The sequence below is a fragment of the Xanthomonas massiliensis genome, from assembly GCF_900018785.1.
GTDB classification, from domain to species: domain Bacteria; phylum Pseudomonadota; class Gammaproteobacteria; order Xanthomonadales; family Xanthomonadaceae; genus Xanthomonas_B; species Xanthomonas_B massiliensis.
The window spans coordinates 34,821-61,242 of record NZ_FCOY01000007.1; the positions used below are offsets into that span (position 1 = coordinate 34,821).

Annotated in this window: 26 protein-coding genes and 1 pseudogene; 17 read left to right on the forward strand and 10 right to left on the reverse strand. The window is 71.9% G+C overall.

The window, feature by feature from the left end; translation table 11 throughout:
* Positions 1–437 precede the first annotated feature (437 nt).
* Positions 438–3,005 (forward strand): annotated as a pseudogene (gene mprF, locus BN3794_RS10390) (bifunctional lysylphosphatidylglycerol flippase/synthetase MprF); the annotation flags it as partial.
* Positions 3,006–3,060: 55 nt separating this feature from the next.
* On the opposite strand, the gene BN3794_RS10395 reads toward mprF, so the two are convergent.
* The 6 genes from BN3794_RS10395 to BN3794_RS10420 form a co-directional block, all read right to left on the reverse strand.
* Positions 3,061–4,470 carry a virulence factor family protein gene (locus tag BN3794_RS10395; protein WP_066097269.1) on the reverse strand — a complete coding sequence of 470 codons (1,410 nt, stop codon included), beginning with the start codon at positions 4,468–4,470 and terminating at the stop codon, positions 3,061–3,063.
* A 75-nt stretch (positions 4,471–4,545) separates the two neighbouring features.
* On the reverse strand, positions 4,546–4,725 hold the full coding sequence (locus tag BN3794_RS10400; protein ID WP_066097270.1) for an oxidoreductase-like domain-containing protein: 180 nt from the start codon (positions 4,723–4,725) through the stop codon (positions 4,546–4,548).
* Positions 4,722–5,384 (reverse strand): HD domain-containing protein, encoded by a 663-nt coding sequence (locus tag BN3794_RS10405; protein WP_066097271.1) that lies wholly within the window; start codon positions 5,382–5,384, stop codon positions 4,722–4,724. Before BN3794_RS10405 ends, BN3794_RS10400 begins: the two co-directional genes overlap by 4 nt.
* On the reverse strand, positions 5,381–5,962 hold the full coding sequence (gene thpR, locus BN3794_RS10410; protein ID WP_066097272.1) for an RNA 2',3'-cyclic phosphodiesterase: 582 nt from the start codon (positions 5,960–5,962) through the stop codon (positions 5,381–5,383). Before thpR ends, BN3794_RS10405 begins: the two co-directional genes overlap by 4 nt.
* 58 nt (positions 5,963–6,020) lie before the next feature.
* Positions 6,021–7,235, reverse strand: coding sequence for an MFS transporter (locus BN3794_RS10415; protein ID WP_236493241.1), 1,215 nt, complete (start codon positions 7,233–7,235; stop codon positions 6,021–6,023).
* Positions 7,236–7,338: 103 nt separating this feature from the next.
* Positions 7,339–7,683: a zinc ribbon domain-containing protein YjdM gene (locus tag BN3794_RS10420; RefSeq protein ID WP_066097273.1), complete on the reverse strand. Its 345-nt coding sequence runs from the start codon at positions 7,681–7,683 to the stop codon at positions 7,339–7,341.
* A gap of 258 nt (positions 7,684–7,941) precedes the next feature.
* On the opposite strand from BN3794_RS10420, the gene BN3794_RS10425 reads away from it, so the two are divergent.
* From BN3794_RS10425 to BN3794_RS10435, 3 genes are all read left to right on the forward strand, one after another.
* Positions 7,942–8,127 (forward strand): hypothetical protein, encoded by a 186-nt coding sequence (locus BN3794_RS10425; protein WP_066097274.1) that lies wholly within the window; start codon positions 7,942–7,944, stop codon positions 8,125–8,127.
* A gap of 150 nt (positions 8,128–8,277) precedes the next feature.
* Positions 8,278–9,969, forward strand: a complete 1,692-nt coding sequence (locus tag BN3794_RS10430) for an AMP-binding protein (RefSeq protein WP_066097275.1) — start codon at positions 8,278–8,280, stop codon at positions 9,967–9,969.
* Positions 9,970–10,040: 71 nt separating this feature from the next.
* Entirely contained in the window at positions 10,041–10,637 is a 597-nt protein-coding gene (locus BN3794_RS10435) for a mechanosensitive ion channel domain-containing protein (protein ID WP_066098790.1), read from the forward strand.
* A 3-nt stretch (positions 10,638–10,640) separates the two neighbouring features.
* Here BN3794_RS10435 and BN3794_RS10440 read toward each other — a convergent pair whose 3' ends face one another.
* The gene (locus tag BN3794_RS10440; protein ID WP_066097276.1) at positions 10,641–10,907 is read right to left on the reverse strand and encodes a DksA/TraR family C4-type zinc finger protein; all 267 of its coding nucleotides are present in this window, start codon (positions 10,905–10,907) and stop codon (positions 10,641–10,643) included.
* Positions 10,908–11,074: 167 nt separating this feature from the next.
* On the opposite strand from BN3794_RS10440, the gene BN3794_RS10445 reads away from it, so the two are divergent.
* The 5 genes from BN3794_RS10445 (at position 11,075) to BN3794_RS10465 (ending at position 17,427) form a co-directional block, all read left to right on the forward strand.
* Positions 11,075–11,320: a DUF2789 domain-containing protein gene (locus BN3794_RS10445; RefSeq protein WP_066097277.1), complete on the forward strand. Its 246-nt coding sequence runs from the start codon at positions 11,075–11,077 to the stop codon at positions 11,318–11,320.
* A gap of 263 nt (positions 11,321–11,583) precedes the next feature.
* The gene (locus BN3794_RS10450; protein ID WP_066097278.1) at positions 11,584–14,829 is read left to right on the forward strand and encodes an autotransporter domain-containing protein; all 3,246 of its coding nucleotides are present in this window, start codon (positions 11,584–11,586) and stop codon (positions 14,827–14,829) included.
* 125 nt (positions 14,830–14,954) lie between these two features.
* Complete coding sequence (locus tag BN3794_RS10455; RefSeq protein ID WP_066097279.1) at positions 14,955–15,302, forward strand: hypothetical protein; 348 nt, start codon at positions 14,955–14,957, stop codon at positions 15,300–15,302.
* A gap of 138 nt (positions 15,303–15,440) precedes the next feature.
* Positions 15,441–16,544 (forward strand): Glu/Leu/Phe/Val family dehydrogenase, encoded by a 1,104-nt coding sequence (locus BN3794_RS10460; protein ID WP_066097280.1) that lies wholly within the window; start codon positions 15,441–15,443, stop codon positions 16,542–16,544.
* Between the two features lie 151 nt (positions 16,545–16,695).
* Positions 16,696–17,427 carry a carbonic anhydrase gene (locus BN3794_RS10465; protein ID WP_066097281.1) on the forward strand — a complete coding sequence of 244 codons (732 nt, stop codon included), beginning with the start codon at positions 16,696–16,698 and terminating at the stop codon, positions 17,425–17,427.
* Between the two features lie 172 nt (positions 17,428–17,599).
* On the opposite strand, the gene BN3794_RS10470 is transcribed toward BN3794_RS10465, so the two are convergent.
* Genes BN3794_RS10470 through BN3794_RS10480 form a run of 3 tightly spaced genes read right to left on the reverse strand, consistent with a single transcriptional unit; the run spans position 17,600 to position 19,446 of the window.
* Positions 17,600–17,902, reverse strand: a complete 303-nt coding sequence (locus BN3794_RS10470) for a hypothetical protein (protein ID WP_066097282.1) — start codon at positions 17,900–17,902, stop codon at positions 17,600–17,602.
* A complete protein-coding gene (murA, locus tag BN3794_RS10475; protein ID WP_066097283.1) occupies positions 17,899–19,173 on the reverse strand; it encodes a UDP-N-acetylglucosamine 1-carboxyvinyltransferase in 1,275 nt (424 codons plus the stop codon). The genes BN3794_RS10470 and murA overlap by 4 nt, the downstream gene beginning before the upstream one ends.
* Positions 19,174–19,218: 45 nt before the next feature.
* On the reverse strand, positions 19,219–19,446 hold the full coding sequence (locus BN3794_RS10480; RefSeq protein WP_066097284.1) for a BolA family protein: 228 nt from the start codon (positions 19,444–19,446) through the stop codon (positions 19,219–19,221).
* A 54-nt stretch (positions 19,447–19,500) separates the two neighbouring features.
* Here BN3794_RS10480 and BN3794_RS10485 point away from each other — a divergent pair, with 54 nt between their 5' ends.
* From BN3794_RS10485 to rapZ, 8 genes are all read left to right on the forward strand, one after another.
* Positions 19,501–20,505: a KpsF/GutQ family sugar-phosphate isomerase gene (locus tag BN3794_RS10485; protein ID WP_066097285.1), complete on the forward strand. Its 1,005-nt coding sequence runs from the start codon at positions 19,501–19,503 to the stop codon at positions 20,503–20,505.
* Positions 20,506–20,611: 106 nt separating this feature from the next.
* Positions 20,612–21,187, forward strand: coding sequence for an LPS export ABC transporter periplasmic protein LptC (gene lptC, locus BN3794_RS10490; RefSeq protein ID WP_147675820.1), 576 nt, complete (start codon positions 20,612–20,614; stop codon positions 21,185–21,187).
* The gene (gene lptA / locus BN3794_RS10495; RefSeq protein WP_066097287.1) at positions 21,165–21,704 is read left to right on the forward strand and encodes a lipopolysaccharide transport periplasmic protein LptA; all 540 of its coding nucleotides are present in this window, start codon (positions 21,165–21,167) and stop codon (positions 21,702–21,704) included. Before lptC ends, lptA begins: the two co-directional genes overlap by 23 nt.
* On the forward strand, positions 21,704–22,423 hold the full coding sequence (gene lptB / locus BN3794_RS10500; RefSeq protein ID WP_066097288.1) for an LPS export ABC transporter ATP-binding protein: 720 nt from the start codon (positions 21,704–21,706) through the stop codon (positions 22,421–22,423). The genes lptA and lptB overlap by 1 nt, the downstream gene beginning before the upstream one ends.
* Before the next feature lie 37 nt (positions 22,424–22,460).
* On the forward strand, positions 22,461–23,885 hold the full coding sequence (locus BN3794_RS10505) for an RNA polymerase factor sigma-54 (protein ID WP_066097289.1): 1,425 nt from the start codon (positions 22,461–22,463) through the stop codon (positions 23,883–23,885).
* Positions 23,886–23,934: 49 nt separating this feature from the next.
* Positions 23,935–24,264, forward strand: coding sequence for a ribosome hibernation-promoting factor, HPF/YfiA family (gene hpf / locus BN3794_RS10510; protein WP_066097290.1), 330 nt, complete (start codon positions 23,935–23,937; stop codon positions 24,262–24,264).
* A 125-nt stretch (positions 24,265–24,389) separates the two neighbouring features.
* Positions 24,390–25,358: an HPr(Ser) kinase/phosphatase gene (gene hprK / locus BN3794_RS10515; protein WP_066097291.1), complete on the forward strand. Its 969-nt coding sequence runs from the start codon at positions 24,390–24,392 to the stop codon at positions 25,356–25,358.
* Positions 25,355–26,245 (forward strand): RNase adapter RapZ, encoded by an 891-nt coding sequence (gene rapZ / locus BN3794_RS10520; RefSeq protein WP_066097292.1) that lies wholly within the window; start codon positions 25,355–25,357, stop codon positions 26,243–26,245. Before hprK ends, rapZ begins: the two co-directional genes overlap by 4 nt.
* The last annotated feature ends 177 nt before the right edge of the window (positions 26,246–26,422 follow it).

Consider the following 26,422-nt stretch of genomic DNA (forward strand, 5'->3'; position numbering starts at 1 on the left):
GCTCATGTCGCCGGACCGTTCCAGGGAGGCGGCGGGCAGGGCCGGGCAGCAAGCCGGGAATGCGGCCCCGCCGCGGCATCGGCCACCGGGCGGACCCGGGGACGGGGACAGCCGACGCGCGCGACGCGGAAAGGGCGTGCGGCCCGATCCGCGACGCCGCGCAAGGCATGCGGCCCGTCCGTACCGGGACGGCCGCCGCCGGCAACGGCACTGGCCGTCGCATCGCGGCGCCGCGGCGGCAGCCATGGAGCGCGAGCGGCGGACGAAGCGGACGGGGGCGGGACATCGGTCACCCCGCGATTGTGCCTGCCGGCAGGGCCGCTGCGAAGCGCCGCGGTTCATTGGCTTCCACTATGATCCGCAGCTCCTTCACGCAGCCGCGGCGATCCTGTCCGCGTTCTTCCACCGGACCGCGCGTCCGCCTCCTCGTCCCCTCCATGTCGGCCAAGCCCGTTCCAGAATCCGCTCCCCATGCCCCCACCTGGCGGCGCGTCCTCCCGTTGCTGATCAGCCTCACCATCCTGGCCCTGGCGCTGCACGCGCTGTCGGCCGAGTTCACCGAACACGGCTACCGCCAGATCCGCCAGGCGTTCAAGGCGCTGGGAGACGGCCAGATCGCGCTGGCGCTGCTGCTGGGCCTGGGCAGCTACGCCTGCCTGATCGGCTTCGACAGTATCGGCATCCGCCGCAGCGGCAAGCACCTGCATCCGGCACGCATCGGCATCACCGCCTTCCTCGCCCACGCGGCCGGGCAGACCCTGGGGTTCGCCGCGCTCACCGGCGGCGCGGTGCGCCTGCGCGGCTACGGCGGCGCCGGGCTGAACCTGCTGGAGATCGGCCAGGTGGTGCTGATGAGCACCCTGGGCTTCGTGTTCGGCGCCTGGGTGCTGCTGGGCCTGGCGCTGTGCCTGGAGCCGGATGCGGCCGCGCGCATGCTGCCGGTGTCGGCCGGCTGGGTCCGCATGGCCGGCGTGGCGGTGTTGCTGGCCTACGCGGCGATGCTGGCGGCGGTCGGCCACGCCGGGCGCGAGTTCGGCATCGGCAAGGTGCGGCTGTGGCTGCCGGACCGGCGCACGGTGCTGGGGGTCAGCGCACTGAGCATGGTCGAGCTGGGCCTGGCCAGCGGCGCGTTCTACGTGCTGCTGCCGCAAGCCCCGGGCGTGGGCTATTTCGGCTTCATCGGCCTGTGGCTGGTGGCGGTGCTGGCCGGCCTGGTGTCCACGGTGCCGGCCGGCCTGGGCGTGTTCGAGTGGAGCATGCTCAAGCTGCTGCCGGCGGTGGCGCCGGGCGCGCTGCTCGCCGCCGCGCTGGTCTACCGGGTCACCTACTACGTGGTGCCGCTGCTGATCGCCCTGGCGATGGCGGCGCTGGGCAGCCTGCGCGGGCCGGCGCTGAACGCGGGGGCGGCCGGCGCGCGCGCGGCGTGGACCACGCTGCGGCCGTGGCTGCCGCACATCATCGCGCTGGCGGTGTTCGCCATCGGCGCGGCGATGGTCATCGACGGCACCCTGCCCACCCCGGTGCGCCGGCAGACGGTGGCGCCGCTGCCGCTGATCGAGACCTCGCACCTGCTGGTCAGCCTGGGCGGGGTGGCCCTGCTGCTGATCGGCCAGGGCCTGCAGCGGCGCAGCCATTCGGCCTGGATGCTGGCGCTGGTGGTGTGCGCAGCGCTGGTGCCGCTGGCGCCGCTGCGCGGCAGCCACTACGCGGTGGCGCTGTGGGCCGCCGCCACCGCGCTGGCGCTGTGGGCCTCGCGCCGCGAGTTCTACCGCCAGAGCGCGCTGCTGGACGAGGCCTGGTCGTGGCGCTGGCTGGCCAACCTGGGCCTGGTGCTGGTGGGCACGGTGTGGCTGCTGTTCTTCTGCTACCAGCACGTGGAATACAGCAACGAGCTGTGGTGGGAGTTCGCGTCCTCGGCCAACGCACCGCGCGCATTGCGTGCGCTGCTGGTGATCGCAGTGGTGCTGATCGTGTTCGGCCTGGCACGGCTGCTGCGCAGCACGCGGCGGCCGCTGCCGGTGGCCGGTGCCGCCGAGCTGGCGGCGATCGCCCCGGTGCTGGCCGCCGCGCGCGACACCCAGGCCTGCCTGGCGCTGACCGGCGACAAGGCGCTGCTGCGCGACGATGCCGGCCAGGGGTTCGTGATGATGCAGCGCTACGGCGGCTCGCTGATCTCGATGGGCGATCCGGTCGGCCCGCCGGAGGTGGCGCGCGCGCTGATCTGGCGCTTCCGCGAGGAGGCCGACCGCATGGGCCTGCGCCCGGTGTTCTACCAGGTCGGCGAGGCCTACTGGCAGACCTACCTGGACCTGGGCCTGAGCCTGGTCAAGCTCGGCGAGGAGGCGATGGTGCCGATCGGCGAGTTCACCCTGGAAGGGCGCGAGCATGCCGAACTGCGCCAGGCATTCAACCGCGGCAAGCGCGCCGGACTGGCATTCCGCGTGCTGACGCCGGACGAGGTGGACGCGGCCATGCCGGTGCTGGCGCAGATCTCCGACCAGTGGCTGGAGGAGAAGTCCGGCGAGGAGAAGGGCTTCTCGCTGGGCAGCTTCGACCCGGCCTACCTGCGTCGCTTCCCGGTGGCCGTGGTCGAGCAGGCCGGGCAGATCGTCGCCTTCGCCAATCTGTGGACGGCCCCGGCCGGCCACGAACTGTCGGTGGACCTGATGCGCTACGGCACCGCGGCGCCCAAGGGCACGATGGACTACCTGTTCGTGGAGATGTTCCTGTGGGGCAAGGCCAACGGCTATGCCCGCTTCTCGCTGGGCATGGCGCCGCTGTCGGGCCTGCCCCAGCATCGCCTGGCCGGGCGCTGGAACCGCTTCGCCAACCTGGTCGCCCGCCACGGCGAGCGCTTCTACGGCTTCAGCGGGCTGCGCCGGTTCAAGTCCAAGTTCGACCCGGTCTGGCGGCCGCGCTACCTGGTCGCGCCGGGCGGCGTGCACCTGGCCGCCGCCCTGCTCGATGTCACCCGGCTGATCTCGCTGGACCCGGGCCGCCACGACGAGGACGACGCGCGGCAGGTGCCGCACGCGCAGACCCTGCCGCCGGCGGCGGCGCTCACTTCGCCGGCGCCGGCGCCGGTGCCGCCTGCGATGCCTGCAGATGCTGCAGGATTGCGGTCGCCAGCCGGTCATAGTCACCCTTGAAATGGTGATCCCCCGGCAGCGCCACGAGCTGGACCTGCCCGGCCGGCAGGTGCGGGCACACCGTGTCGCCGTCGTCCACGCCATAGACGCATAGCGTGGTCGCCGCCGGCATGCGCGCGACCTCCGGCGGAATGGCCAGGCCCACGCCGTCGTCGTGCAGCCAGTTGGAGACGTGGAACTCGTAGTCGGCGGTGGAGGCCAGCGACAGCAGCGCGGTCATCGCCACCGCCTGGCGGGTGGCGGCTGGCAGCTGGTTGTAGGCGGCCGGCAGCACGTCCGCGCCCTGCGAGAAGCCGATCAGCAGCACCCGGCTGCGGTTCCAGTGCGGGGCGTAGTAGCGCACGATCCGGTCCAGGTCCGCGGCGAACGAGGCCGGGGTGCGGGCGCTCCAGAAGTAGCGCAGCGAATCCACGCCCACCACCGGGATGCCGGCCTGCGCCAGCGCGCCGGCCACGTTCTTGTCCAGCCCGGCCCAGCCGCCGTCGCCGGAGACGAAGATGGCGAAGGTGTCGCGGTCGCTGCCGCCGGCGGCGGCCGGCACTTCCACGATCGGCAGGCCGGCCAGGCTGGCCGGCGGCGGCGGCAGGCTCACGCCCTTCTGCGCGGCCATCGTGCGCGCCGCGGCCAGCAGCCCCGGCAGCGCGTCGCCGCCGTGCGCCAGGCGGTAGCGGCGTGCCTGCGGCACCTGCCGCACGAACGCGTCCAGCGCCGCCCGCCCGGCCGCGGCCGGCGCCGCGCCATGCCCGGCCGGCGCATCCTCCGGCAGCAGCCAGGCCAGCGGCAGCGGCACCGGTTGCACGTGCCCGGCCGCGTCCACGCCCTTGCCGCAGATCATCGTGCCCAGCTCGGCATGCGGCGGCAGGCCGTCGGTGACCAGGCCGGCGAACAACTGCGGCGGCGCCTGCGCGGCGACCGCATAGGCCAGGGCGGCGCCGTCGCCGTCGCCGCCGAGCAGCGGCAGGCGGTAGCTGGGGATGTGCAGGTAGGCCTGGACGAAGCGCGAGAAGTTCTCCACGTCGCCCGCACCGAAGCCGCAGCGCCCGTTCTCCTGGCGCATGCGCGCCTGCAGGCGCTCGGTGTCCACCTCGATCACCAGTGCGCCGTCGTCGCGCAGCGCGCGCAGCCGGCGCGCGCGCGCGGCCTCCTCACCGCGGCCGGCGAACCAGAACATCACGCGGGCCGGATCGCCCTGGGGCTGCAGCACCGGCTCGCGCTCGAAGCGGCCATGGCTCAGTTGCAGTGCTTGCTCGGCCGCCGCCGGCGCCGTCGCCAGGAGCAGTGCCAGGCTGGCGGCCCAGCGCCAATTCGCGATACCACGCATCGATCGTCCCGTGTCGGAGTCAGTTGGGGAGGCGCGCACGATACGCCGGCCGCCGTGCAGCACAAGTGGCGACGGTCAGGCGTCCGCCCCGGGGTGGCGCTGGTGCCATTCCGCCAGTGCCTGCCGGTAGCGCGCCAGCTCCTCGGCATACAGGTCCAGCACGCAGATCGGGCAGCCGCTGCCGCAGCATTCGTTCGGGCCCGGCTCCTCCGGCGGCTGCGGGCGCGGATCGAGGGCGGGATCTGGCGTGTTCATGCCTGCGGGGATGGAGGCGGCGGCGGCGATTGCAATCCCGTCTGCAGCCGGGCCAGCGCCCGGGCCAGGTTGGCCCGGGCCGGCGCGTCGCAGCGGGCGTGGAAATCGTCGCTGAGGAAGATGCGCGGCGCGGCGAGCAGCCCGCGCAGGAACCGCGCGCGCCCGTCGCGGTAGCGCACGGCGTCCACCCGCGGCCGGTATTCCTCGGCGATGGCGCGCTCGTAGGCGTCGTAGACCGGCATCGGCGCGGCCAGGATCGCCATGTCGCAGTCCAGCAGCAGCGCCTCGTCGCGGCCGACCGCGCCCGGGCCGAGTTGGCCGTGGCGGGCGGTGAGCTCGATCAGGCGGGCGACGCGGCCGGCGTCCAGCCCGGCACGCGGCAGCCAGCGCGCGATGTCCCGGCGCGCCAGCCCGGCCGAGCGCGCCTCGTTGTCGGTCCGGCCGGCCTCGTAGACGGCGTCGTGGTAGAGCAGCGCCAGCCAGGCCTCGCGCGGGTGGTCCCAGCCGAGGCGCTCGGCCACGTCGGCGTAGTGGCCGAGCACCGCCTGCACGTGGCGCCAGTCGTGGTAGGCCCGCGGCGGTGCCGCGTAGCACGCATGCAGGGCCTGCCATTGCGCCGCCGGCAGCGGCAGCGGACCGGGCAGCGCCTGCGTGCTCATGGCGCCGCCAGGGGCCAGCGCCCCTCGATGTCGTAGCGCCCCTGCCCCAGGTGGCTGCGCACCAGCACGAACGCATCGGCCCTCCAGCCGACGCGCGTTGCCAGCGCCTGCCACGGCACGCGGGCATGGCCGTAGGCCAAGGTCAGGTGCGGGGTGAACCGGGTATCGCCGCGCAGGCCGCGGCGCGCCATCGCCTGCGCCAGGGCCGCGTGCAAGGCGCACACGCCGGCCGCGGCAGGGCCCTCGGCGCGCAGCACGAACGGATGCTGGCGGTGGCCGGCGAAACTGCCGGCCGTGTCGAATGCGATGTCGAATGGGGCCATCGCCACCTGCGCGGCGGCCTGGCGTGCCGCGGCCAGCAGGTCCGGCGGCAACCGCGGGAAATCGCCCAAATGGTGCAGGGTCACGTGCAGGCGCGCGGCCGGCAGGAGGCGGCCGCCCGGCGCGCACGACGTCTGCAGCGGTACCGCCAGGGCCGCGATCGCCGCCGCCGTGGCCGGGTCGGGCATCAGGGCGAAGAACAGCCGCTCGCGCGGGACCGCGTCCGCCTCGCCCAGCAGGGAGGGTTGGCTCGTCATCGGCGCCAGCTTAGGGCCTGCCCCGGCCGGGGGCCACGGGCGCGCCGCGCGCACCGGCTCACGCCGTCGGCGCGTGCCGGCCCGCGGCCTGCCGGTCGTAGCGTCGCGCCAGCACGTACACCAGCAGCCCGGCCACGGTGGTCGCCGCGCCGACGTAGCCGGTGACGGACCAGCCGTAGCCGGCGCCGATGGCCAGCCCGCCCAGCCACGGGCCCAGCGCGTTGGCGACGTTGAAGGCAGCATGGTGCGAGGCCGCGGTCAAGGTCTGGGCCCCGGTCCCCACGTCCATCAGCCGCATCTGCAGGGCCGGCCCCAGCGCGCCGATGCTGCCCACCAGCGCCACCGCCGGCAGCAGCGTCCACGCCGAACCGGTGGCGAAGGGCCAGAACGCCAGCACCGCGGTCACCCACAGCAGGATCCCGCCGACCGCGGCGAACCCCAGGCGGTCGTAGAGCCAACCGCCCAGCGGCGTGGCGACGATGCTGCCCAGGCCGAAGCAGGCCAGCGCCAGCGGCACCCAGTGCGGGCCCAGGCGGGTGACCTCGGCCAGGGTCGGCACCAGGTAGGCGAACACGCAGAACATGCCGGCGAAGCCGACCGCGCCGATGCCCAGTGCCAGCCAGACCTGCGGCCGGTTGAAGGCGCGCATCTCCGCGCGTGGATCGTCCGCCGGCTGGCCCGGATCGTCCGGCAGCAGCCAGGCCACCGCGGCCACGGTCAGCAGCGCGATCGCGCTCACCAGCGCGTAGGTCCAGCGCCAGCCCGCCACCTCGCCCAGCCAGCTGGCCAGCGGATTGCCGACCAGCACCGCCGCCGACAGGCCCATCATGACCCGGCCGACGGCGCTGCCGCGCTGGTCCGGACGGCTCACCGCGGCGGCCACCAGCGCCGCGACGCCGAAATAGGCGCCGTGCGGCAGCCCGGCGACGAAGCGCGCCAGCATCATCCCCCAGTAGCCGGGCACCACCGCGCTGGCCAGGTTGCCCAGCGCGTAGAACACCATCAGCGCCAGCAGCAACGGCTTGCGCCGCAGGCGTGCGCCGAGGATGGCCAGCGCCGGCGCGCCGACCACCACCCCCAGCGCGTAGGCGCTGACCAGGTGGCCGGCCCGCGGCACGTCGACGTGCAGGTCGGCGGCGATATGGGTCAGCAGCGCCATGCTGCCGAACTCGCTGGTGCCGATGGCGAAACTGCCCAGCGCCAGCGCCGACAGGATGAGGAGGTACTGGCCGCGCCCGAGGGGGCGGCCGGCGTAGATAGCGGGGGATACCACGAGGGGGCTGTCCGGCGAAACGGAAAGCGCACCATTATCCCGTCCGCAGCGCGGCGCGGGAAGCATTTCCCGTGTGCGGCGCGGGCACGCGGCAGCGCCGGGGTCAGGCCTTGCGCAGGAAGCAGGTCTTGAGCACCAGGCCCTTGATGCGCTCGGAATGGCCTTCCACGTGCGCGGCGTCGCCGGCGACCAGGCGGATGTTGCGGATCACCGAGCCCTGCTTGAGCGGAACCGAGGCGCCCTTCACCTTCAAGTCCTTGATCACCACCACGGTGTCGCCGGCCGCCAGCGGCGTGCCGTTGCAGTCGCGCACGCCGGGATCGGACGCGGCGTCCGGCGCGTCGCCTTCGCCCCATTCGTGGCCGCAGTCCGGGCAGATCCACAGCGCGCCGTCGGGATAGGTGTTGTCCTGGCGGCATTCCGGGCAGGCGGGAAAGGAGTCGGTCATGGCCGGATCCGGCGCGGAAAGGACGCGCATTCTAGCCGGTCGGCCGGACGTTTAACGGGTAAATAACCATGATTCGGTATAATCCCCCGCGACGGCTGGTGATCGTTCCATCGCTGTAGCCAACCGTATCCACGGATGCCTGTTCAGGCGTCAGGCCCATCGGAGCGTCCCCGCTCCCTTTCGCCGTCCCGCGGATGCCCGTGGCATCCGGCTGCTTCCGGCAGCCCGGGGACGGCGACCCAGCAAGGAGACATACGCATGGCTCGTCCCGCTACCAAGTCCTCGTTCACGGCCCGCTCCTCGCGCTCCGGCGCGCATGGCCAGCCGCTGACCAGCGAGCGCATCGCCGCCGACCTGGCCGCTTTCCGCAAGTCCGGCGGCCGCATCGAGGTGCTCGGCAACACCCAGGCCCTGAAGAAACAGGACGAGCAGCCCGCCGACTGAGGCGCGGCATCCTCGCAGGAAACGGCCCGCGTGCCCGGCACGCGGGCCGTTTCGTTTCCGCCATCGCTTGCCGATGCAACCTTCGCGCGCCGCCGCCCCGGCAGGTGCACGTCGTATCCTTTGCCGTCGATCCGTTTCCCGCCTTCCATCATGAACCCGTCCCTGCCCGTGCCCGCCAGCCATGTCATCGGCGCCAGCCAGCCCCCGCTCCTGGAAGAGACCGTCGGCCAGTTGCTCGCGCGCATCGCCGCGCGCTGGCCCGACCGCCCCGCACTGGTGGTCCCGGCGCAGGGCGTGCGCATGAGCTACGCCGAACTGGACCGGGCCGTGACCCGGCTCGCGGCCGGGCTGCTCGCCCTGGGCCTGGAGCCGGGCGACCGCATCGGCATCTGGTCGCTCAACCGCAGTGAGTGGGTGCTGATGCAGTTCGCCACCGCGCGCGCCGGCCTGATCCTGGTCAACATCAATCCCGCCTACCGCAGCCACGAGCTGGAGTACGCGCTGACCCAGGTGGGGTGCAAGGCGCTGGTGCTGGCGCGGCACTTCAAGACCTCGGACTACCCGGCGATCCTGCGCGAGCTGGCGCCGGAGCTGGACCACGCGGTGCCGGGCCGGCTGCAGGCCGCGCGCCTGCCGGCGCTGCGCCACGTGATCCTGCTCGACGACGCGCCGGCGCTGCCGGGGACCGAGCTGTTCGGCCCCATCGCCGCCTGCGACGAGCCGGCCGCGCTGCAGCGCGTGCAGGCGCTGCAGGCCACCCTGGACCGCAACGACGCGGTCAACATCCAGTTCACCTCGGGCACCACCGGCACCCCCAAGGGCGCCACGCTGACCCACCGCAACATCGTCAACAACGGCTACTTCATCGGCGAGTGCATGCGCCTGAGCGAGCAGGACCGGCTGTGCATCCCGGTGCCGTTCTACCACTGCTTCGGCATGGTCCTGGGCAACATGGCCTGCCTCACCCACGGCAGCTGCATGGTCGTGCCCGGCGAGGGCTTCGACCCGCTGCTCACCCTGCAGACGGTGCAAGACGAGCGCTGCACCGCCCTGCACGGGGTGCCGACGATGTTCATCGCCGAACTGGAGCATCCGCGCTTCGCCGAGTTCGACCTGACCTCGCTGCGCACCGGCATCATGGCCGGCTCGACCTGCCCGATCGAGGTGATGAAGAAGGTCGTCAACCTGATGCACATGGACCAGGTCACGATCGCCTACGGCATGACCGAGACCAGCCCGGTCAGCTTCCAGACCACCCCGGACGATCCGCTGGACCGGCGCGTGGATTCGGTCGGGCGCATCCACCCGCACGTGGAGGTGCGCCTGGTCGACGGCGAGGGCAACGTCGTGCCGCGCGGGGCGGTCGGCGAACTGCAGACCCGCGGCTACTCGGTGATGAAGGGCTACTGGAACGATCCGGTGCGCACCGCCGAGGCCATCGACGCCGACGGCTGGATGCACACCGGCGACCTGGCGACGATCGATGAGGAAGGCTATTGCCGCATCGTCGGCCGGCTCAAGGACATGCTCATCCGCGGCGGCGAGAACATCTACCCGCGCGAGATCGAGGAATTCCTGCATACCCACCCGGCGGTCGCCGACGTGCAGGTGTTCGGCGTGCCCGACGAGAAGTTCGGCGAGGAAGTGTGCGCCTGGGTGCGCCTGGCCGAGGGCGAGAGCTGCACCGCGCAGGACATCCGCGATTTCTGCCGGGGCGCCATCGCCTACTACAAGGTGCCGCGCTACGTGGAGTTCGTGAAGGAGTTCCCGATGACCATCACCGGCAAGGTGCAGAAGTTCGTCATGCGCGAGGCGATGGGCGAGCGCCTGCGCGCGGGATGATGGCGGCCGCGCTTCCGCCCACCGCCCACGCGGCCGCGACGCCCGCCACCGGCCGGTTCGGCACCCGCCTGCTGCACGAGACCCTGCCGGCCTGGGCCCAGGGCTCGCTCGAGGCCATCCTCCTCGCCCTCCAGATCCTGGCGATCGTGGTGGCGGCCTGGCTGCTGCGCATGCTGGCGCGGCGCGTGCTGGAGCGCCTCGGTGCCCGCTACGCGCTGCCGCCGGAGATCGTCGTGGCGCTGCGCCGCACCGGCAACGTGCTGATCGCCGGCGCCGCGGTGCTGCTGGTCCTGGACCGGCTGGGGGTGTCCGGCACGGTGCTGTGGACCGCCTTCACCGGCTTCGCGGCGGTCGGCGCGGTGGCCTTCTTCGCCGCCTGGAGCGTGCTGTCCAACCTGTTCTGCACCTTCCTGATCGTGGTCACCCGCCCGTTCCGGCTGAACGACTACGTCGAACTGCTGGAAAACGGCGAGAAGCCGGGCCTGAAGGGCAAGGTGATCGACGTCAACATGGTCTACACCACGCTGCAGGAAACGCGCGAGGGCCAGCCGCCCAGCGTGCTGCAGATCCCCAACAACCTGTTCTTCCAGCGCACCCTGCGACGCTGGCCGGCCGGGACCCTGCCCGAGGCGCCCGCGCCCGGGGCCACCCGCCCGCCGCCGGCCTGAGGCTCAGCGCAGCTGGCTGTCCTTGCTGCCGCGGCGGTTGTAGCCGGCGAAGGCGTGCTGCTCGCGGTCCGCGGCCGCCTGGCAATCCACGCACAGGCGCACGCCGGGCACGGCCTTGCGCCGCGCCTCGGGAATGGGCGCATCGCACTCCTCGCACCGGCTCAGGCTCGGTCCGTCCCCGAGCTGGCTGCGCGCGCGCTTCACGGCATCTTCGACGGTGGCGTCGATCTGCTCCTGCACCGCGCTATCGCCTGCCCAACCCACCGCCATGTCGACCTCCGCAACGTCTTGATTCAACTGCGATGATGCGGCCGCCCGGCGCGGATGCAAGGGCCGGGCCCGCCCCCGTTCAAGCAGCCGACAGGGCCGTTCCCCGGTGGACACCCCGCCACCGCCGCGACACCATGGCCGCGTCAACCACAGCCCCTGAAACCGCCATGGAAGAGACCGTCCACCCGTTCCACGAACTGTTCGCCCAGCTCGGCCTGCCCTGCGACGCGGCGGGCATCCGCGCCTTCATCGCCGCCCACGCCCCGCTGCCCGCCGCGATGCGGGTGGAGGACGCGCCGTTCTGGAACGCCGCCCAGGCCAGCCTGCTGCGCGAGGAACGCGCCGAGGACGCCGACTGGGCCGAAGTCGTCGACCAGCTCAACGAGGCCCTGCACGCCGACCCGGCGCCCTGACACCGGCCGGCATCGCGGCTCTCCGCACCGAAGGCCGCCCGGCTCGCGCCGGGCGGCCTTTTTCGTGGGCCGGACATGACACGCAATGGAATCCAACGGCATCCATTGCAAAACCACGACACAATGGCCTACGTTAAACATTCGTTCACGTTGACGGGACCGTACCCGCCCGCTGGACCGGACGGCATGGGGGCGTACGTGGCAGCGGCCTGGTGCATGTCTTCACCACACTTCTGCCACGCCCTCGGAGATCAAGCAGTTCCATGGAAAGAGCAACTCGTGGCAAAGCCGGCGCCAAGCGCGCGTCCCGCACCGCTCCGGCCCATTCGCACCTGAGCAAGGCCCTGATCCTGGCCCTGGCACTGGGTGCCGGGCCGGCCCTGGCGCAGGCCGCGCCGGACGGCGGCAAGACCGGATCCCCGGAAAGCTGGGTCGATGACGAATTCCAGGCCGACTGGGGCCTGGCGGCGATCAACGCCCAGTACGCCTACGCCCGCGGGCTGAGCGGCAAGGGCATCCGCCTGGGCATCTTCGACAGCGGCGTGGGCGCGGACCATCCGGAGTTCGACGGCAAGGACCTGCGCAGCATCCACATGGCCGATCCCGGCTGCGCGAGCGGGGACATCCTCGGCGGCCCCGACGGCTGCTTCATGACCGACGGCAACACCGTGGCGATCGACTACCTGGACTACACCGCCAACGACAAGGCCCTGGTGGAGTGGCTGGTCCGGATCGGGTTCCTGATTCCCAACGCCGAGTCGATCATCTCCTCCTGGGCGGGGCTCAGCTACAACACCCATGGCACCCACGTGGCCGGCACCATGGTGGGCAACCGCGACGGCGAAGGCAGCCACGGCGTGGCCTATGCCGCCGACCTGACCACCGCGCGCCTGTTCGCCAACAGTTACGAGGACATGAGCGCGTACCTGGGCGATGCCTTCGGCTACGACTTCGGCGACTTCGGCTATCCCGGCACCCAGCTGTCCCAGGGCCCCTATCCGGAATCGGTGGCGGCCATGTACGAACAGATGGCCGCCGACGGGGTGCGTGCCATCAACCACAGCTGGGGCCTGGCCAACGAGCCCACTTCCGTCGCGGCGATGGACATGCTGTATCGCTACAACGCGGACTACTTCGACACCTACGTCCAGCCCTCGCTGCAGCACGGCATGCTGCAGGTGTTCGCGGCGGGCAACAACTACGGCGAGATCGCCGGCATCTACGCCTCGCTGCCGCGCTACGTGCCCGAACTGGAGAAGTACTGGGTCAGCGTCGTCAACGTCAACCAGAGCGGCGCGATCGACGAGAGCTCCAGCATCTGCGGGCAGACCAAGGACTGGTGCGTGGCCGCGCCGGGTACCGGCATCACCTCCACCGTGGTGACTGGCGACATCGAGGGCGAGGCGATCCGCGACGACGAGGGCAACGTCATCGGCTTCAAGGCCGTCTCGCAGTCGCCCGAATACGGCTACGGCGACATGACCGGCACTTCGATGGCGGCCCCGCACGTGACCGGTGCGCTGGCGCTGCTGATGGAGCGCTTCCCGTACCTGGACAACCCGCAGGTCCGCGACGTGCTGCTGACCACCGCCACCGACCTGGGTGCGCCGGGCGTGGACGAGATCTACGGCTGGGGCCTGATCGACCTGAAGAAGGCCATCGACGGCCCGGGCCAGTTGCGCGTGGATACCGACGTGGTGATGAACCAGCGCGCCGGCGGCACCCAGGTCTGGGAAGGCGCCGCCTGGGACGACTGGAGCAACGACATCGGCGGTCCCGGCAAGCTGACCAAGGACGGCATCGGCTGGCTGCGCCTGAGCGGTGCCAACAGCTTCGCCGGCGCCAGCGTCAGGCAGGGCATCCTGGAGCTGACCGGGGCCAACACCCTGGCCGGCGACGTCAGCGTCGACGGCAGCACCGGCGTGCTGTACCTGACCGGCACCGGCACGCTCGACGGCAGCAACCTGTGGGTGAACCAGGGCCTGGCCGTGGTCAACGGCACGGTGAGCGGCGGCAGGACCGTGGTGGGCGCGGAAGGCACCCTGGGCGGCAACGGTACCGTCGCCGACCTGGAAGTGCTGGGCACGATCTCGCCCGGCAATTCGATCGGCACCCTGAGCGTCACCGGCAACTACGTGCAGAAGGCCGGCTCGACCTACTACGTCGAACTGCTGCCGCCGTCGGCCTCGGACACGTTGAACGTGGCGGGCACCGCCAGCATCGAGGGCGGCACGCTCAAGCTGGTGCAGACCGGCGGCGAGTTCCTGCTGGGCCAGCAGTACACCCTGCTGACCGCCGCCGGCGGCCTGACCGGTGCGTTCGACACGCTGGACGTCTCGGCCCTGTCGCCGTTCCTCAAGCCCACCGCGCTGTTCACCGCCAACGCGCTGCAGCTGGCGATCAGCCGCGGCCAGGCACTCGCCGCGGCCGCCGGTACCGACAACCAGAAGGCCGTGGCGGGCGCTGCCGACCAGCTGGCCGATGCGAGCCCGTTGCTGCAGCACCTGGTGCTGCTGTCGGCCGACCAGGCTTCGTCGGCGTTCGACCAGCTCAGCGGCGAGATCCATGCCAGCGCCAAGTCGTTGCTGGTGCAGGATTCGCGGCTGCTGCGCGACAGCACGCTGGCCCGTGCCCGCTACGGCCAGGATGCCTTCACCGGCCAGGCCGAGGCGGAATCGGGCATCGGCGCCTGGGTGGACACCCAGCACGGCAGCAGCCGCCTGGACAGCGACGGCAATGCCGCGCAGGCACGCCTGAGCGGCAACGTCGCGCTGGCCGGCATCGACCTGCAGCTGGACAGCGGCTGGCGGCTGGGCCTGCTCGGCGGCACCGGCAGGAGCGACCTGCGCGTGTCCGAGCGCGGCGCCAAGGCCGACGTGCACGGCGATCATGCCGGCGCCTACGTGGGCCAGCACTGGGGCGGCCTGGCGCTGCGCGCGGGTTACGCGCAGTCCTGGCAGACGCTGAAGACCGACCGCAAGGTGGCCTTCGCCGGCGTCCAGGACAGCGCCCACGCCAAGTACGACGTCAGCACCCGGCAGGCGTTCGTCGAGGCCGGCTACCGCTGGAGCTTCGGAGCCGCCGAGCTGGAGCCGTTCGCCCAGTTCGCCCAGGTCCGGGTCAAGACCGATGCCGCCCGCGAGGCCGGCGGCCTGTCCGCCCTGGACGTGGCCGGCGACAGCCACAAGGTGAACCTGTCCACCGCCGGCGTGCGGTTCAACGCCAACCTGGCCGCCACCGGGCAGGCCCAGAGCTGGCTGAGCCTGCGGGGCAGCCTGGCCTACCGCCGCGCCAGCGGCGACCTGGCCATGACCGCCACGGAGGCCCTGGAGGGCGGCAGTGCCTTCACCGTCGCCGGCGCCCCGCTGTCGCGGAACGCCACCCTGGCCGAGGCCGGCATCGGCGCGCGCCTGTCGCCCAACTCGCTGCTGGAGCTGGGCTACACCGGTGCGCTCGCCGACGACGGGCACGACACCGGCCTGAGCGCGCGGTTCTCCGTGCAGTTCTGAGCCGGCGGACGCGAAGGGGCGGTGGCGACACCGCCCCTTCGCCGTCTTGCCGATTCCGGGGCTTGTTTCATCGCGCGTCCCGGCGTCTTCCCGTTCCCATTCCTTCCCGTTCGTCCGGAGCCTGCATGCCGCCGCTTCGTCCTTTCCCGCCGCTGGCCCTGGCAACCGTCCTGCTGGCCGGTTGCGCCAGCGCCCGGGAGACTGCCGCCACACCCCCGTCGCTGCAGATCCGCCGGCCCGACCCGCGGCCCGACGCGGTGATCCTGCTGCCGCGCCGGCTGGCGCCCGGAGTCCCCCTGACCGGCCGCATCCCGCCGGGTTCCACGCTCAGCGTCGATGGCCGGGACATCCCGGTGGCCGCCGACGGCGGCGTGGACTGGCCCGTGCCGGCCGGTACCCGCACGCTGCGGTTGCGGGTACGCCGTCCCGACGGCCGCGTGGTCGTCCAGCAGGTACGGATCGACGCGCGTTGACAATCGGCGCCAAGCCCGGCAACTGCTGATACAATGGGCCCCATCGCGACGCCCGGCGCTGCCGGACCCGTCGCTTTTTCTTTTTACGCACCTCCGACGCCGGCTGGCTCCACGCCCGGCGCGAGGGAGTCATCGCCAATGGATTTCGAAACCCTCCAGACCTCCGGCCACGAGCAGGTCGTGTTCTGCAACAGCCCGGAGGCGGGCCTGCGGGCCATCATCGCCATCCACAGCACCGTGCTGGGGCCGGCGCTGGGCGGGGTGCGCATGCGCCCCTACCCGAGCACCGAGGCGGCACTGGACGATGCCCTGCGCCTGAGCCGGACCATGACCTGCAAGAACGCGCTGGCCGGGCTGAACCTGGGCGGCGGCAAGGCGGTGATCATCGGCGATCCGCGCAAGGACAAGACCGAGGTGCTGTTCCGCGCCTTCGGCCGCCACGTCGAGTCGCTGGGCGGGCGCTACATCGCCGCCGAGGACGTGGGCACCGACGTCAACGACATGGAGCACATCTACCTGGAGACGGGGTGCGTCACCGGCGTGCACCAGATCCACGGCGGCTCGGGCGACCCGGCTCCGTTCGCGGCCTACGGCGCGCTGCAGGCGCTGATGGCCACGCTCGCCCGCAAGCACGGCCACGAGGACGTGGGCAAGGCAAGCATCGCCGTGCAGGGCCTGGGCCACATCGGCATGGAGCTGGTGAAGCTGCTCAAGGAGCGCGGCGCCAAGCTGTTCGTCACCGACCTGGATCCGGCACGGGTCGATCGCGCGGTCAACGAGTACGGGGCCGAGGCGGTCGCGCCGGCCGACATCTACGGCGTGGACGCAGACGTGTTCTCCCCGTGTGCGCTGGAGGGCTCGCTGGACGAGACCACGGTGCAGCGACTGAAGGCCGGCATCGTCTGCGGCACGGCCAACAACCAGCTGGCCTCGCCGCAGGTCGGCGAGGAATTGCAGCGGCGCGGCATCCTGCATGCGCCCGACTGCGTGGTCAACGCCGGCGGGGTGATGAACGTCTCGCTGGAGATCGACGGCTACAACCGCGAGCGCGCCATGCGCCTGATCCGCGGCATCTACCACACCCTGGGCAAGCTGTTCGACCTGGCCGAGCGCGAGTCGATCACGCCGCAGCAGGCCGCCGAGCGCATGGCCCGCGCGCGCCTGGAGGCGATCGGCCGGCTCAAGCTGCCGATGGGCCGCAACCAGCCGCGCTTCCTCGACAAGCTGCGCAGGGATTACTGACCGCCCCACCGAATCTTTGCCTTCCCGGCCAGGATCGCTCGTCACGAGCCCCCGGTCGCCCTGCCCGTTCGCAGGCCCCACCGCCCCCGACCCGCATCGCACCGACGTCCTGGCCTCCTTTCAACCAGTCCCCCCGAAAAGGAGTCGTCGCATGAAAACCCCACTCGTCCAGACCGCCCTCGTCGCAGGCCTCGGCCTCGCCCTGGCGTGCGCCCAGGCCTTCGCCCAGAAGGCCCCCGAGCACGATCTGGACTATGACCACCAGGAGACCTGGCACGGCGTGCTCGACCACGCGCAGTCGCCGGTGAACATCGTCACCACCTCGGCCGCCAAGGCCGACACCGAGGAGTCCGGTGCGCTGTTCATCGAGAGCAAGCGCGCCCCCGGCAAGGTCACCGATACCGGCCATGCCATCCAGGTCAACACCGACGTGGCCGAGGCGCTGATCCGCGGCCGCCACTTCAAGCTGACCCAGTTCCACTTCCATACGCCCAGCGAGCACACCATCGACGGCCGCAGCTATCCGCTGGAAGGCCACTTCGTGTTCCGTGCCCAGGACGGGCGCCTGCTGGTGGTCGGGGTGATGTACGAGGAAGGCCAGGCCAACCCGGCCATCGAGCCTGTGCTGGAGCAGCTGCGCCACAAGGACACCCAGCAGGCCGAGGTCGACGTCGCCAGCCTGATGCCCGACGACAAGAGCTACTACCACTACCTCGGCTCGCTGACCACGCCGCCGCTGACCGAGAACGTGGAGTGGTACGTGCTGGCCAAGCCGATGCAGCTGTCGCACAAGGAGATCGAAGAGCTGCACGCGCGCTATCCGCACAACAACCGCAAGGTCCAGCCGATGAACGACCGCCCGCTGGTGTACTTCCAGCAGTAAGGCGATCGCCGCGCCGGCCACTGCCGGCGCATGGCGGCAGGACGAAAGAGGCGGCCGCGCGGCCGCCTCTTTTTTTTGGGTCTGCCTTTACATCTGCCTGCCTGAGGCCTGTCCGCGCCGCGCGTTGCGCACTGGCCCGTGCACCGGCAACCCGCCGGCCACGTGGCGACCTTCAGGGGGCAGGCTTGAATTCGGTGCGGCAGTCCACGCGGATCTGCTTGCCCGAGGATGCCCACAGGAAGGTGCGGCAGTGCCGGTTGCCGTCCTGCCGGTCCTCGACCTTCACCGCGTAGAACGCCTGCGCCAGCTCGGTGCGGCTGACCGTGCCGTCGCCGTTCCAGTCCATCTCGCGCGGCGCCACGCCGCGGGTGATGGCCATGCCCACGTAGCTGGCCCAGCCCAGCACCGCCAGTACCACCAGCAGCAGCACCAGCAGGACCCGGCGCCGGCGCCCGAACGGCCCGCGCAGGATCACGCCGGCACCCGGCGGATGCGCGCGCCGAGCGCGCCGAGCTTCTGCTCGATGCCCTCGTAGCCGCGGTCGAGGTGGTAGATGCGGTCGATCGTCGTCTCGCCCTGCGCCACCAGGCCGGCCAGGATCAGCGAGGCCGACGCGCGCAGGTCGGTGGCCATCACCGGGGCGCCGCTCAGGCGCTCGACGCCGCGCACCACCGCGGTGTGGCCTTCGACCTGGATGTCCGCGCCCAGGCGCAGCAGCTCGTTGACGTGCATGAAACGGTTCTCGAAGATCGTCTCGTTGATCACGCCCACACCCTCGGCCACGCAGTTGAGCGCCATGAACTGGGCCTGCATGTCGGTCGGGAAGGCCGGGTACGGCGCCGTGGTCAGGCTCACCGCGCGCGGGCGGCGGCCCTGCATGTCCAGGGTGATCGAGTGGCTGTCCTGGGTGATCGACGCGCCGGCCTCGGCCAGTTTGTCCAGCACCGCATCCAGCGTGTGGCGCCGGGTGCGGCGCGCGGTCACCCGCCCGCTGGTCATCGCCGCGGCCACCAGGAAGGTGCCGGTCTCGATGCGGTCCGGGATCACCTCGTGGCTGGCCCCGGACAGGCGGGCCTTGCCGCGGATCACGATGCGCGGCGTGCCGGCGCCCTCGATGTCCGCGCCCATGGCGATCAGGCACTGCGCCAGGTCCACCACTTCCGGCTCCATCGCCGCGTTCTCCAGCACCGTGGTGCCCTCGGCCAGGGTGGCGGCCATCAGCACGTTCTCGGTGCCGGTGACGCTGACCATGTCGAACACGTAGCGCCCGCCCTTCAGGCGCGACGCCTTGGCCTTGATGTAGCCGTTCTCCAGCACGATCTCCGCGCCCAGCGCCTGCAACGCCTTGATGTGCTGGTCCACCGGCCGCGAGCCGATCGCGCAGCCGCCGGGCAGCGACACCTCGGCCGCGCCGTGGCGCGCCAGCAGCGGGCCCAGCACCAGGATCGAGGCGCGCATGGTCTTGACCAGCTCGTACGGCGCCACGAACTGGTCCACGCTGCGCGGATCCACGGTGACCGAACCGCCGCGCGCGAGCGTGCCGCAGTCGGCCTGCAGCCCGGCGCCGAGCTCGCCCAGCAGCTTGATGGTGGTCAGCACGTCGTGCAGCTGCGGCACGTTGGTGATCGTCACCGGGGCGTCGGCCAGCAGCGTGGCGCACAGGATGGGCAGCACCGCGTTCTTGGCGCCGGAAATGTCGACTTCGCCCTGCAGCGCGATGCCGCCTTCTACAACGATCTTGGCCATGGGGGGATTCTTGGAGGACGGTGGGGAGGAACGGAAAACGCGCGCTCAGGCTTCGTCGGGGGTCACGGTGCGCAGCGCCAGGGCATGGATCTCCCCGCCCATGCGTTCGCCCAGCGTGGCGTAGACCAGGCGGTGGCGGGCCAGCGGCAGCTTGCCGCGGAACGCCTCGCTGACGACCGTCGCCTCGAAGTGCACGCCGTCCTCGCCGCTGACCTCCGCCCGGGCGCCGGGCAGGCCGGCCTCGATGAGTTCACGGATGGTTTCGGCGTCCAAGGGGCGTTTCCTCATAAAATGGCCGGTCATTCTACTACCCGCCCGGTGCGCCGCATGGCCACGTCCCCGCACATCCCCGCCGTCACCGATGCCGGCCTGGTCGCCAGCGCGCACCGCGTGTTCGCCACCGAGCGCCAGGCGCTGGAAGCGGTGGACGCCCGCCTCGGCGAGGACTTCGCCCGCGCCTGCCGGCTGGTGCTGGCCTCGCCCGGCCGGGTGGTCGCCACCGGCATGGGCAAGTCCGGCCACGTGGCGCGCAAGATCGCCGCGACCCTGGCCTCCACCGGCACCCCGGCGTTCTACGTGCATCCCGGCGAGGCCGGCCACGGCGACCTGGGCATGATCACCCCGGCCGACGTGGTGCTGGCGCTGTCCTACTCCGGCGAATCGGACGAGGTGCTGATGCTGCTGCCGGCGCTCAAGCGCCAGGGCAACCGCCTGATCGCGATGACCGGCCACGCCCGTTCCACCCTGGCGCGTGAGGCCGACGTGCACCTGGACGTGGCCGTGCCCGGCGAGGCCTGCCCGCTGGCGCTGGCCCCCACCTCCAGCACCACCGCCTCGCTGGCGATGGGCGATGCGCTGGCGGTGGCGCTGCTGGAGGCCCGCGGTTTCACCGCCGACGATTTCGCCCGTTCGCACCCGGCCGGCAGCCTCGGCCGGCGCCTGCTGCTGCGCATCGCCGACGTGATGCACACCGGCGAGGAGATCCCCAGCGTGCCGGCCGACGCCACCCTGGCGCAGGCGCTGGTGGAGATCAGCCGCAAGCGCCTGGGCCTGACCGCCGTGGTCGACGGCGGCAACCACCTGCTCGGCATCTTCACCGACGGCGACCTGCGCCGCGCCCTGGACAGCGAGGCCCTGGACGTGCGCCATACCCGCATCGACACGCTGATGACCCGCAACCCGGTGACCATCGGCGCCCAGGCCCTGGCTGCCGAGGCCGCGCACCTGCTGGAGGAGAAACGCATCGGCAGCGGCCTGATCGTGGTGGACGGCGAGCATCGCGTGGTCGGCGCCCTGAACATTCACGACCTGTTGCAGGCGCGGGTGGTTTAACCGCCATGCCCATGCGCATTCATCTCCCGGCCCGCCCCCTGCCCCTTCCGTCGTGCCCGGCCGTGCCCGGCGCCGGCCCGTGCCGCCCGGACGCGACCGCGGAGGCCTGCGCATGAACACGCGCACCTGGATCGGCCTGGGCCTGCTGGTGGCCGCGGTGGCGAGCGGCTGGTCGGTCCTGCACCAGCGTGCCCGCCCGGTCGTGGCCACGGCCGAGGAGGACAGCTACGACTACGTCGCCCACGACGTGCGCGTCACCGCGTTCAACGCCGACACCGGCAAGATCTCCGGCGTGCTGCAGGCGCCGATGCTGCGCCGCCTTCGCGCCGACCAGACCCTGGACCTCCAGACGCCGCTGTTCCTGCTGCCGGACAACCAGGGCCGCGACTGGCACCTGGCCGCCCAGCGCGGCTGGGTCAGCGCCAAGGGCGACGAGATGCGCCTGACCGGCGAGGTGTCCGGCGACAGCCCCACCACCGGCGACGTGCCGCCCACCACGCTGCGCACCGCCACGCTGACCGTGTTCCCGGACAAGCACCTGGCCACCACCGCCGATCCGGTCACCCTGACGCGCCCCGGTATCATGCAGAGCGGCACCGGCATGCAGGTCAATCTGCAGAGCCGCCAGTATTCCCTCCTTTCCCAGGTCAAGACCCGCTATGAACCCAACAAGGTCCACTAGGCCGGTCGCGCTCGTCCTGCTGGCCGCGCTGGTGCTGCCGGGCATGGCGCTGGCGCGTTCCTCCGACCGCGACCAGCCGATGACCATCGATGCCTCGCGCAACGACTGCAGCCAGAACGGCGACGATGCCAAGTGCCGGTTCAGCGGCGACGTGGTGATCATCCAGGGCACGCTGGAAATCCACGCCGATACCGCCGACGTCTACCAGACCAACGGCGAAGTCGACCGTGTCGTGCTCAACGGCAAGCAGGCAACGCTGAAGCAGCAGATGGACGACGGCACGACCATGCACGCCCAGGCCGACAACATGGACTACAAGGTCTCCGCCGATACCGTCGTGCTGACCGGCAACTACCAGGTGCAGTCGCAGCGCGGCACCAACGCCGGCCAGCGCATGGTCTACAACACCCGCACCGGCGACATGAGCAGCGGCGGCGACGGCACCCGCGTGCGCACCGTGATCCAGCCCAAGCCCAAGCCGGCCGCCGCTCCGGCCAAGCCGCAGGGAGATCGCTGATGCTCGTCGCCGAAGGCCTGCGCAAGCGCTACCGCCACCGCGAGGTGGTGCACGACTTCGGGCTGAGCCTGGACGCCGGCGAGGTGGTCGGCCTGCTCGGCCCCAACGGCGCCGGCAAGACCACCTGCTTCTACATGATCGTCGGCCTGGTCGAGGCCGACGCCGGCCGCATCGTGCTCGATGGCCGCGACATCACCGGCGAGCCGATGTACAAGCGCGCGCGCCTGGGCGTGGGCTACCTGCCGCAGGAACCCTCGGTGTTCCGCAAGCTCACCGTGGCCGACAACCTGCGCCTGGTGCTGGAGCTGCGCGAGGACCTGGACGAGGCCGGGCGCGAGCGCGAGCTGAACGCGCTGCTGGACGAGCTGCAGATCGGCCATGTCGCCGAGCAGGCCGGCGCCAGCCTGTCCGGCGGCGAGCGCCGCCGCTGCGAGATCGCCCGCGCGCTGGCCGCGCGCCCGCGGCTGATGCTGCTGGACGAGCCCTTCGCCGGCGTCGACCCGATCTCGGTTGGCGAGATCCAGCGCATCGTCACCCACCTCAAGCAGCGCGGCATCGGCGTGCTGATCACCGACCACAACGTCCGCGAAACCTTGGGAATCTGTGACCGGGCGTATATCCTCGCCGAGGGAGGCGTGCTGGCGCAGGGTGCGCCGGAGGCGCTGTTGGCCAATCCGGACGTGCGCCGCGTCTATCTGGGGGAGAGCTTCCAGCTCTGACCCGCAGTCGCGGCCGTCCCTCCATTCGGCGCAGGGGATGAAGGCAGGACTGCAGACATCGCTGGGGCAACAACTGGTGATGACGCCCCAGCTGCGTCAGGCGATCCGGTTGCTGCAGATGTCCGCCGCCGAGCTCGAAGCGGAGATCGCCCTGGCCGTGGAAAGCAATCCGCTGCTGGAATGGGACGACGAGGCCGGCGCCGTGCCGGCCAGCGCCGACGAGGCCGCGCCGGCCGCGACGGAGGCCCCGGCCGACGAGCCTGCCGGGCCCGCGGACGAGGGCGACTGGAACCTGGAAGACCCGGCCTGGACCGCCACCGGCGGCGGCAGCTTCGACGGCGAGGAGGACAACCCGGCCGAGCGCATCGTGGCCCCGCTGACCCTGGCCGACCACCTGCTCGAACAGCTGCGGCTCTCGCCGATCTCCGCGCGCGACCTGGCCATCGCCACCACCCTGGTGGACGCACTGGAGGAAGACGGCTACCTGCGCGTGCCGCTGGCCGACATCGCCGCCGCCCTGCTGCCGGAGATCCGCGCCGGCGAGGACGAGATCCACGCCGTGCTGCGCCTGGTCCAGGGCCTGGACCCGGTCGGCGTCGGCGCGGCCGACCTGGCCGAGTGCCTGCGCCTGCAGTTGCTGGCGCTGCCCGGGGGCAGCCCCGGCCGGGCGCTGGCGCTGCGGATCGTCGACGGCCCGCTCGAGCGCCTGCCGCGCGCCGGCGTCGCCGGCGTCGCCGCCGAGCTGGGCTGCCCGCGCGAGGATGCCGAGGCCGCCATCGCCCTGCTGCGCTCGCTCGACCCGCGCCCGGGCAAGCGCATCGGCGAGGTCGATACCCGCCAGTACGTGACGCCCGACGCGGTGATCTGGCGCCAGCACGGGGTCTGGCAGGCGGCGCTGGCCGCCCATGCCGGACCGAAGGTGACCATCCACCATGGCTACGAGCAGCTGATCCGCCGCTGCGGCGAGGCCGACGCCAGCTACCTGCGCAGCCAGCTGCAGGAGGCGCGCTGGCTGATCAAGGGGCTGGAGGCACGCGGGGAAACCCTGCTCAAGGTGGTGCGCAGCCTGCTGCGCTACCAGGCCGGCTTCCTGGAGTTCGGCGCGCAGGCGCTGCGCCCGCTGACCCTGCGCGAGATCGCCGCCGAGCTGGGCCTGCACGAATCCACCATCTCCCGCGCCATCGCCGGCAAGTACGTGCGCACCCCGCGCGGCACCCTGCCGCTGCGCGCCTTCTTCGCCTCCGGCATCGAGACCGGCAGCGGCGGCGAGGCCTCCAGCACCGCCATCCAGGCGATGATCAGGCGCCTGATCGAGGCGGAGAACCCGCGCAAGCCGCTTTCTGACGCCAAGCTGGCCGACCTGCTCAAGACCTCCGGGGTACCGGTGGCGCGGCGCACGGTGGCGAAGTATCGTGAGGCCATGAACATCGCCGCATCGCACGAGAGAGTCCGTATCGCCTGAGCCCTTCGCGGCGCGTGTTCATGCACAACCCGACCAGAGGAGGTATCCGATGCGCATCGAAACGTACGGCCAATCCGTGGAGGTCACGCCGGCCCTGAAGGACTACGTGGAGACCAAGCTCCAACGTGTCGCCCGGCACTTCGACCAGCACTGCGAGATCCGCACCCAGCTGGCCCTGCGCAAGCCCGACCACTACGTGGTGGCCACGGTCAACCTCCCGGGGCGCACCCTGCACGCCGACGCCAGCGCCCCGACGATGTACGCGGCCATCGACCTGCTGGCGGACAAGCTCGACCGCCTGCTGATCAAGCACAAGGGCAAGCAGCAGCAGGTCAACGCCCGCGAAGTGCGCGACGAAGTGCGCGAGAATGCGGGCTGACGCCATCGCTCCGTTCCCGCCATGCCGCTGATCGACTCCCCTCCGGCCGGCCTTCGCCGGCCGGATCCCCGCATCGCTGCCGCCCTTGCCCGCCGCGACGGCGCCGGCCCGTTCCGGGAAGCGGCATGAGCCCGGCGCTGGTCAGCACGCGCAGCATCACCGCCCGGGAACTCTTCGACCAGCAGGCCGAGCGCCTCGGGCTGCGCTGGGTCGCCGGGCAGAAGGGCGGCGAGCGCGCGCTCGAATCCGGCGGCAGCGACGGCCGGCGGCCGTCGCTGGCCGGCTACCTCAACACCATCTATCCCAACAAGGTGCAGATCCTGGGCACCGAGGAACTGGACTGGCTGGACGCGCTGGAAGCGCGCCAGCGCTGGGAGACCATCGAGAAGATCATGCAGGGCCGGCCGCTGGCGCTGGTGATCACCCGCAACCTGCCCTGCCCGGAGGACCTGCGCGAGGCCGCCGAGGAATCGCAGACCCCGCTGTGGGTGTCCCCGCGCCGCGGCCACGAGCTGCTCAACCACATCTCCTACCACCTGGCGCGCACCCTGGCCCCGCGCATCACCCTGCACGGGGTGTTCATGGAGATCTATTCCATCGGCGTGCTGATCACCGGCGAGGCCGGCTCGGGCAAGAGCGAGCTGGCGCTGGAGCTGCTCAGCCGCGGCCACCGGCTGGTGGCCGACGACGCGCCGGAGTTCACCCAGATCGCCCCGGACGTGCTCGACGGCACCTGCCCGGAACTGCTGCAGGACCTGCTGGAAGTGCGCGGCCTGGGAGTGCTGGACATCCGCGAGATGTTCGGCGACACCGCCATCAAGCGGAACAAGTACCTGCGCCTGATCGTGCACCTGACCAAGCCGATGACCGAGCCCAGCCCGCACGGCTACGAGCGCCTGACCGGCGATTCGGGCACGCGCCACGTGCTCGACCTGGACGTGCCGCTGATCACCCTGCCGGTGATGCCCGGCCGCAACCTGGCGGTGCTGACCGAGGCGGCGACCCGGCTGCACATCCTGCGCAGCAAGGGCGTGGACCCGGCGGCGATGTTCATCGCCCGCCACAGCAGCATGCTGCAGAAGCGCACGCCATGAGCGCCACCGAGAACGGGGCCGCCGCCGGCGCCACCCTGCTCATCGTCAGCGGCCTGTCCGGGGCCGGCAAGTCGGTGGCATTGAAGACCTTCGAGGACCTGGACTACTACTGTTCGGACAACCTGCCGGTGTCGCTGCTGCCGGATTTCGTGCGCGCGGTGTTCGGCGCCAGCGCCGCGCCGCCCTCGCGGGTGGCGGTCGGCATCGACGTGCGCAGCCGCAGCGACCTGTCGCAGCTGGCGCATTGGCGCGGCAAGGCGCGCGAGCACGGCATCGACGCGCGCCTGCTGTTCTTCGAGGCCAGCGACGAGGCCCTGCTCAAGCGCTACGCCGATACCCGCCGGCGCCACCCGCTCAGCCAGCAGGGCCTGTCGCTGCCGCAGGCCATCGCCCGCGAGCGCGAGCTGACCGCGCCGCTGCGCCAGGCGGCCGACGCGGTGGTCGATACCTCGGCATTGAACGTGCACCAGCTGCGGCGCAAGGTGGTCACCGAGTTCGCACTGCAGCGCGAGGGCACGCTGTCGTTGCTGTTCGAATCCTTCGCCTACCGCCACGGCGTGCCGGCCGAGGCGGATTTCGTGTTCGACGCGCGCGTGCTGCCCAACCCGCACTGGGATCCGGAACTGCGCCCGCTCACCGGACGCGACGGCGGGGTGCGCGACTACCTGGACCAGCAGCCGGAAGTGAAGCGCTACGTCGCCCAGCTGGTGGACTTCCTCGACACCTGGCTGCCGCGCCTGCGCAACGACACCCGCAGCTACGTCACCGTCGCCTTCGGCTGCACCGGCGGCAAGCACCGCTCGGTGTACCTGGCCGAGCGCATGGCCCGCCACGCCCGCGAACAGGGCTGGCCGGAAGTGGCCACCTTCCACCGCGAACTGGCCTAGCGCGACCGGCCGCTCGCGGGCCACCGCGGCAAGGCAGGGGAAGGCAGGCGATGGACGCGGGCAGCCCCGCGCATTTCCCGGGCGCGCGATGCGCGGCGATGTGGCGCGCGCGGCCGTTCCGCGCACGTCATGTCGTCCCGTCGCATGCCCTGCCGGCGTCGCGCACACGCGCCCGGC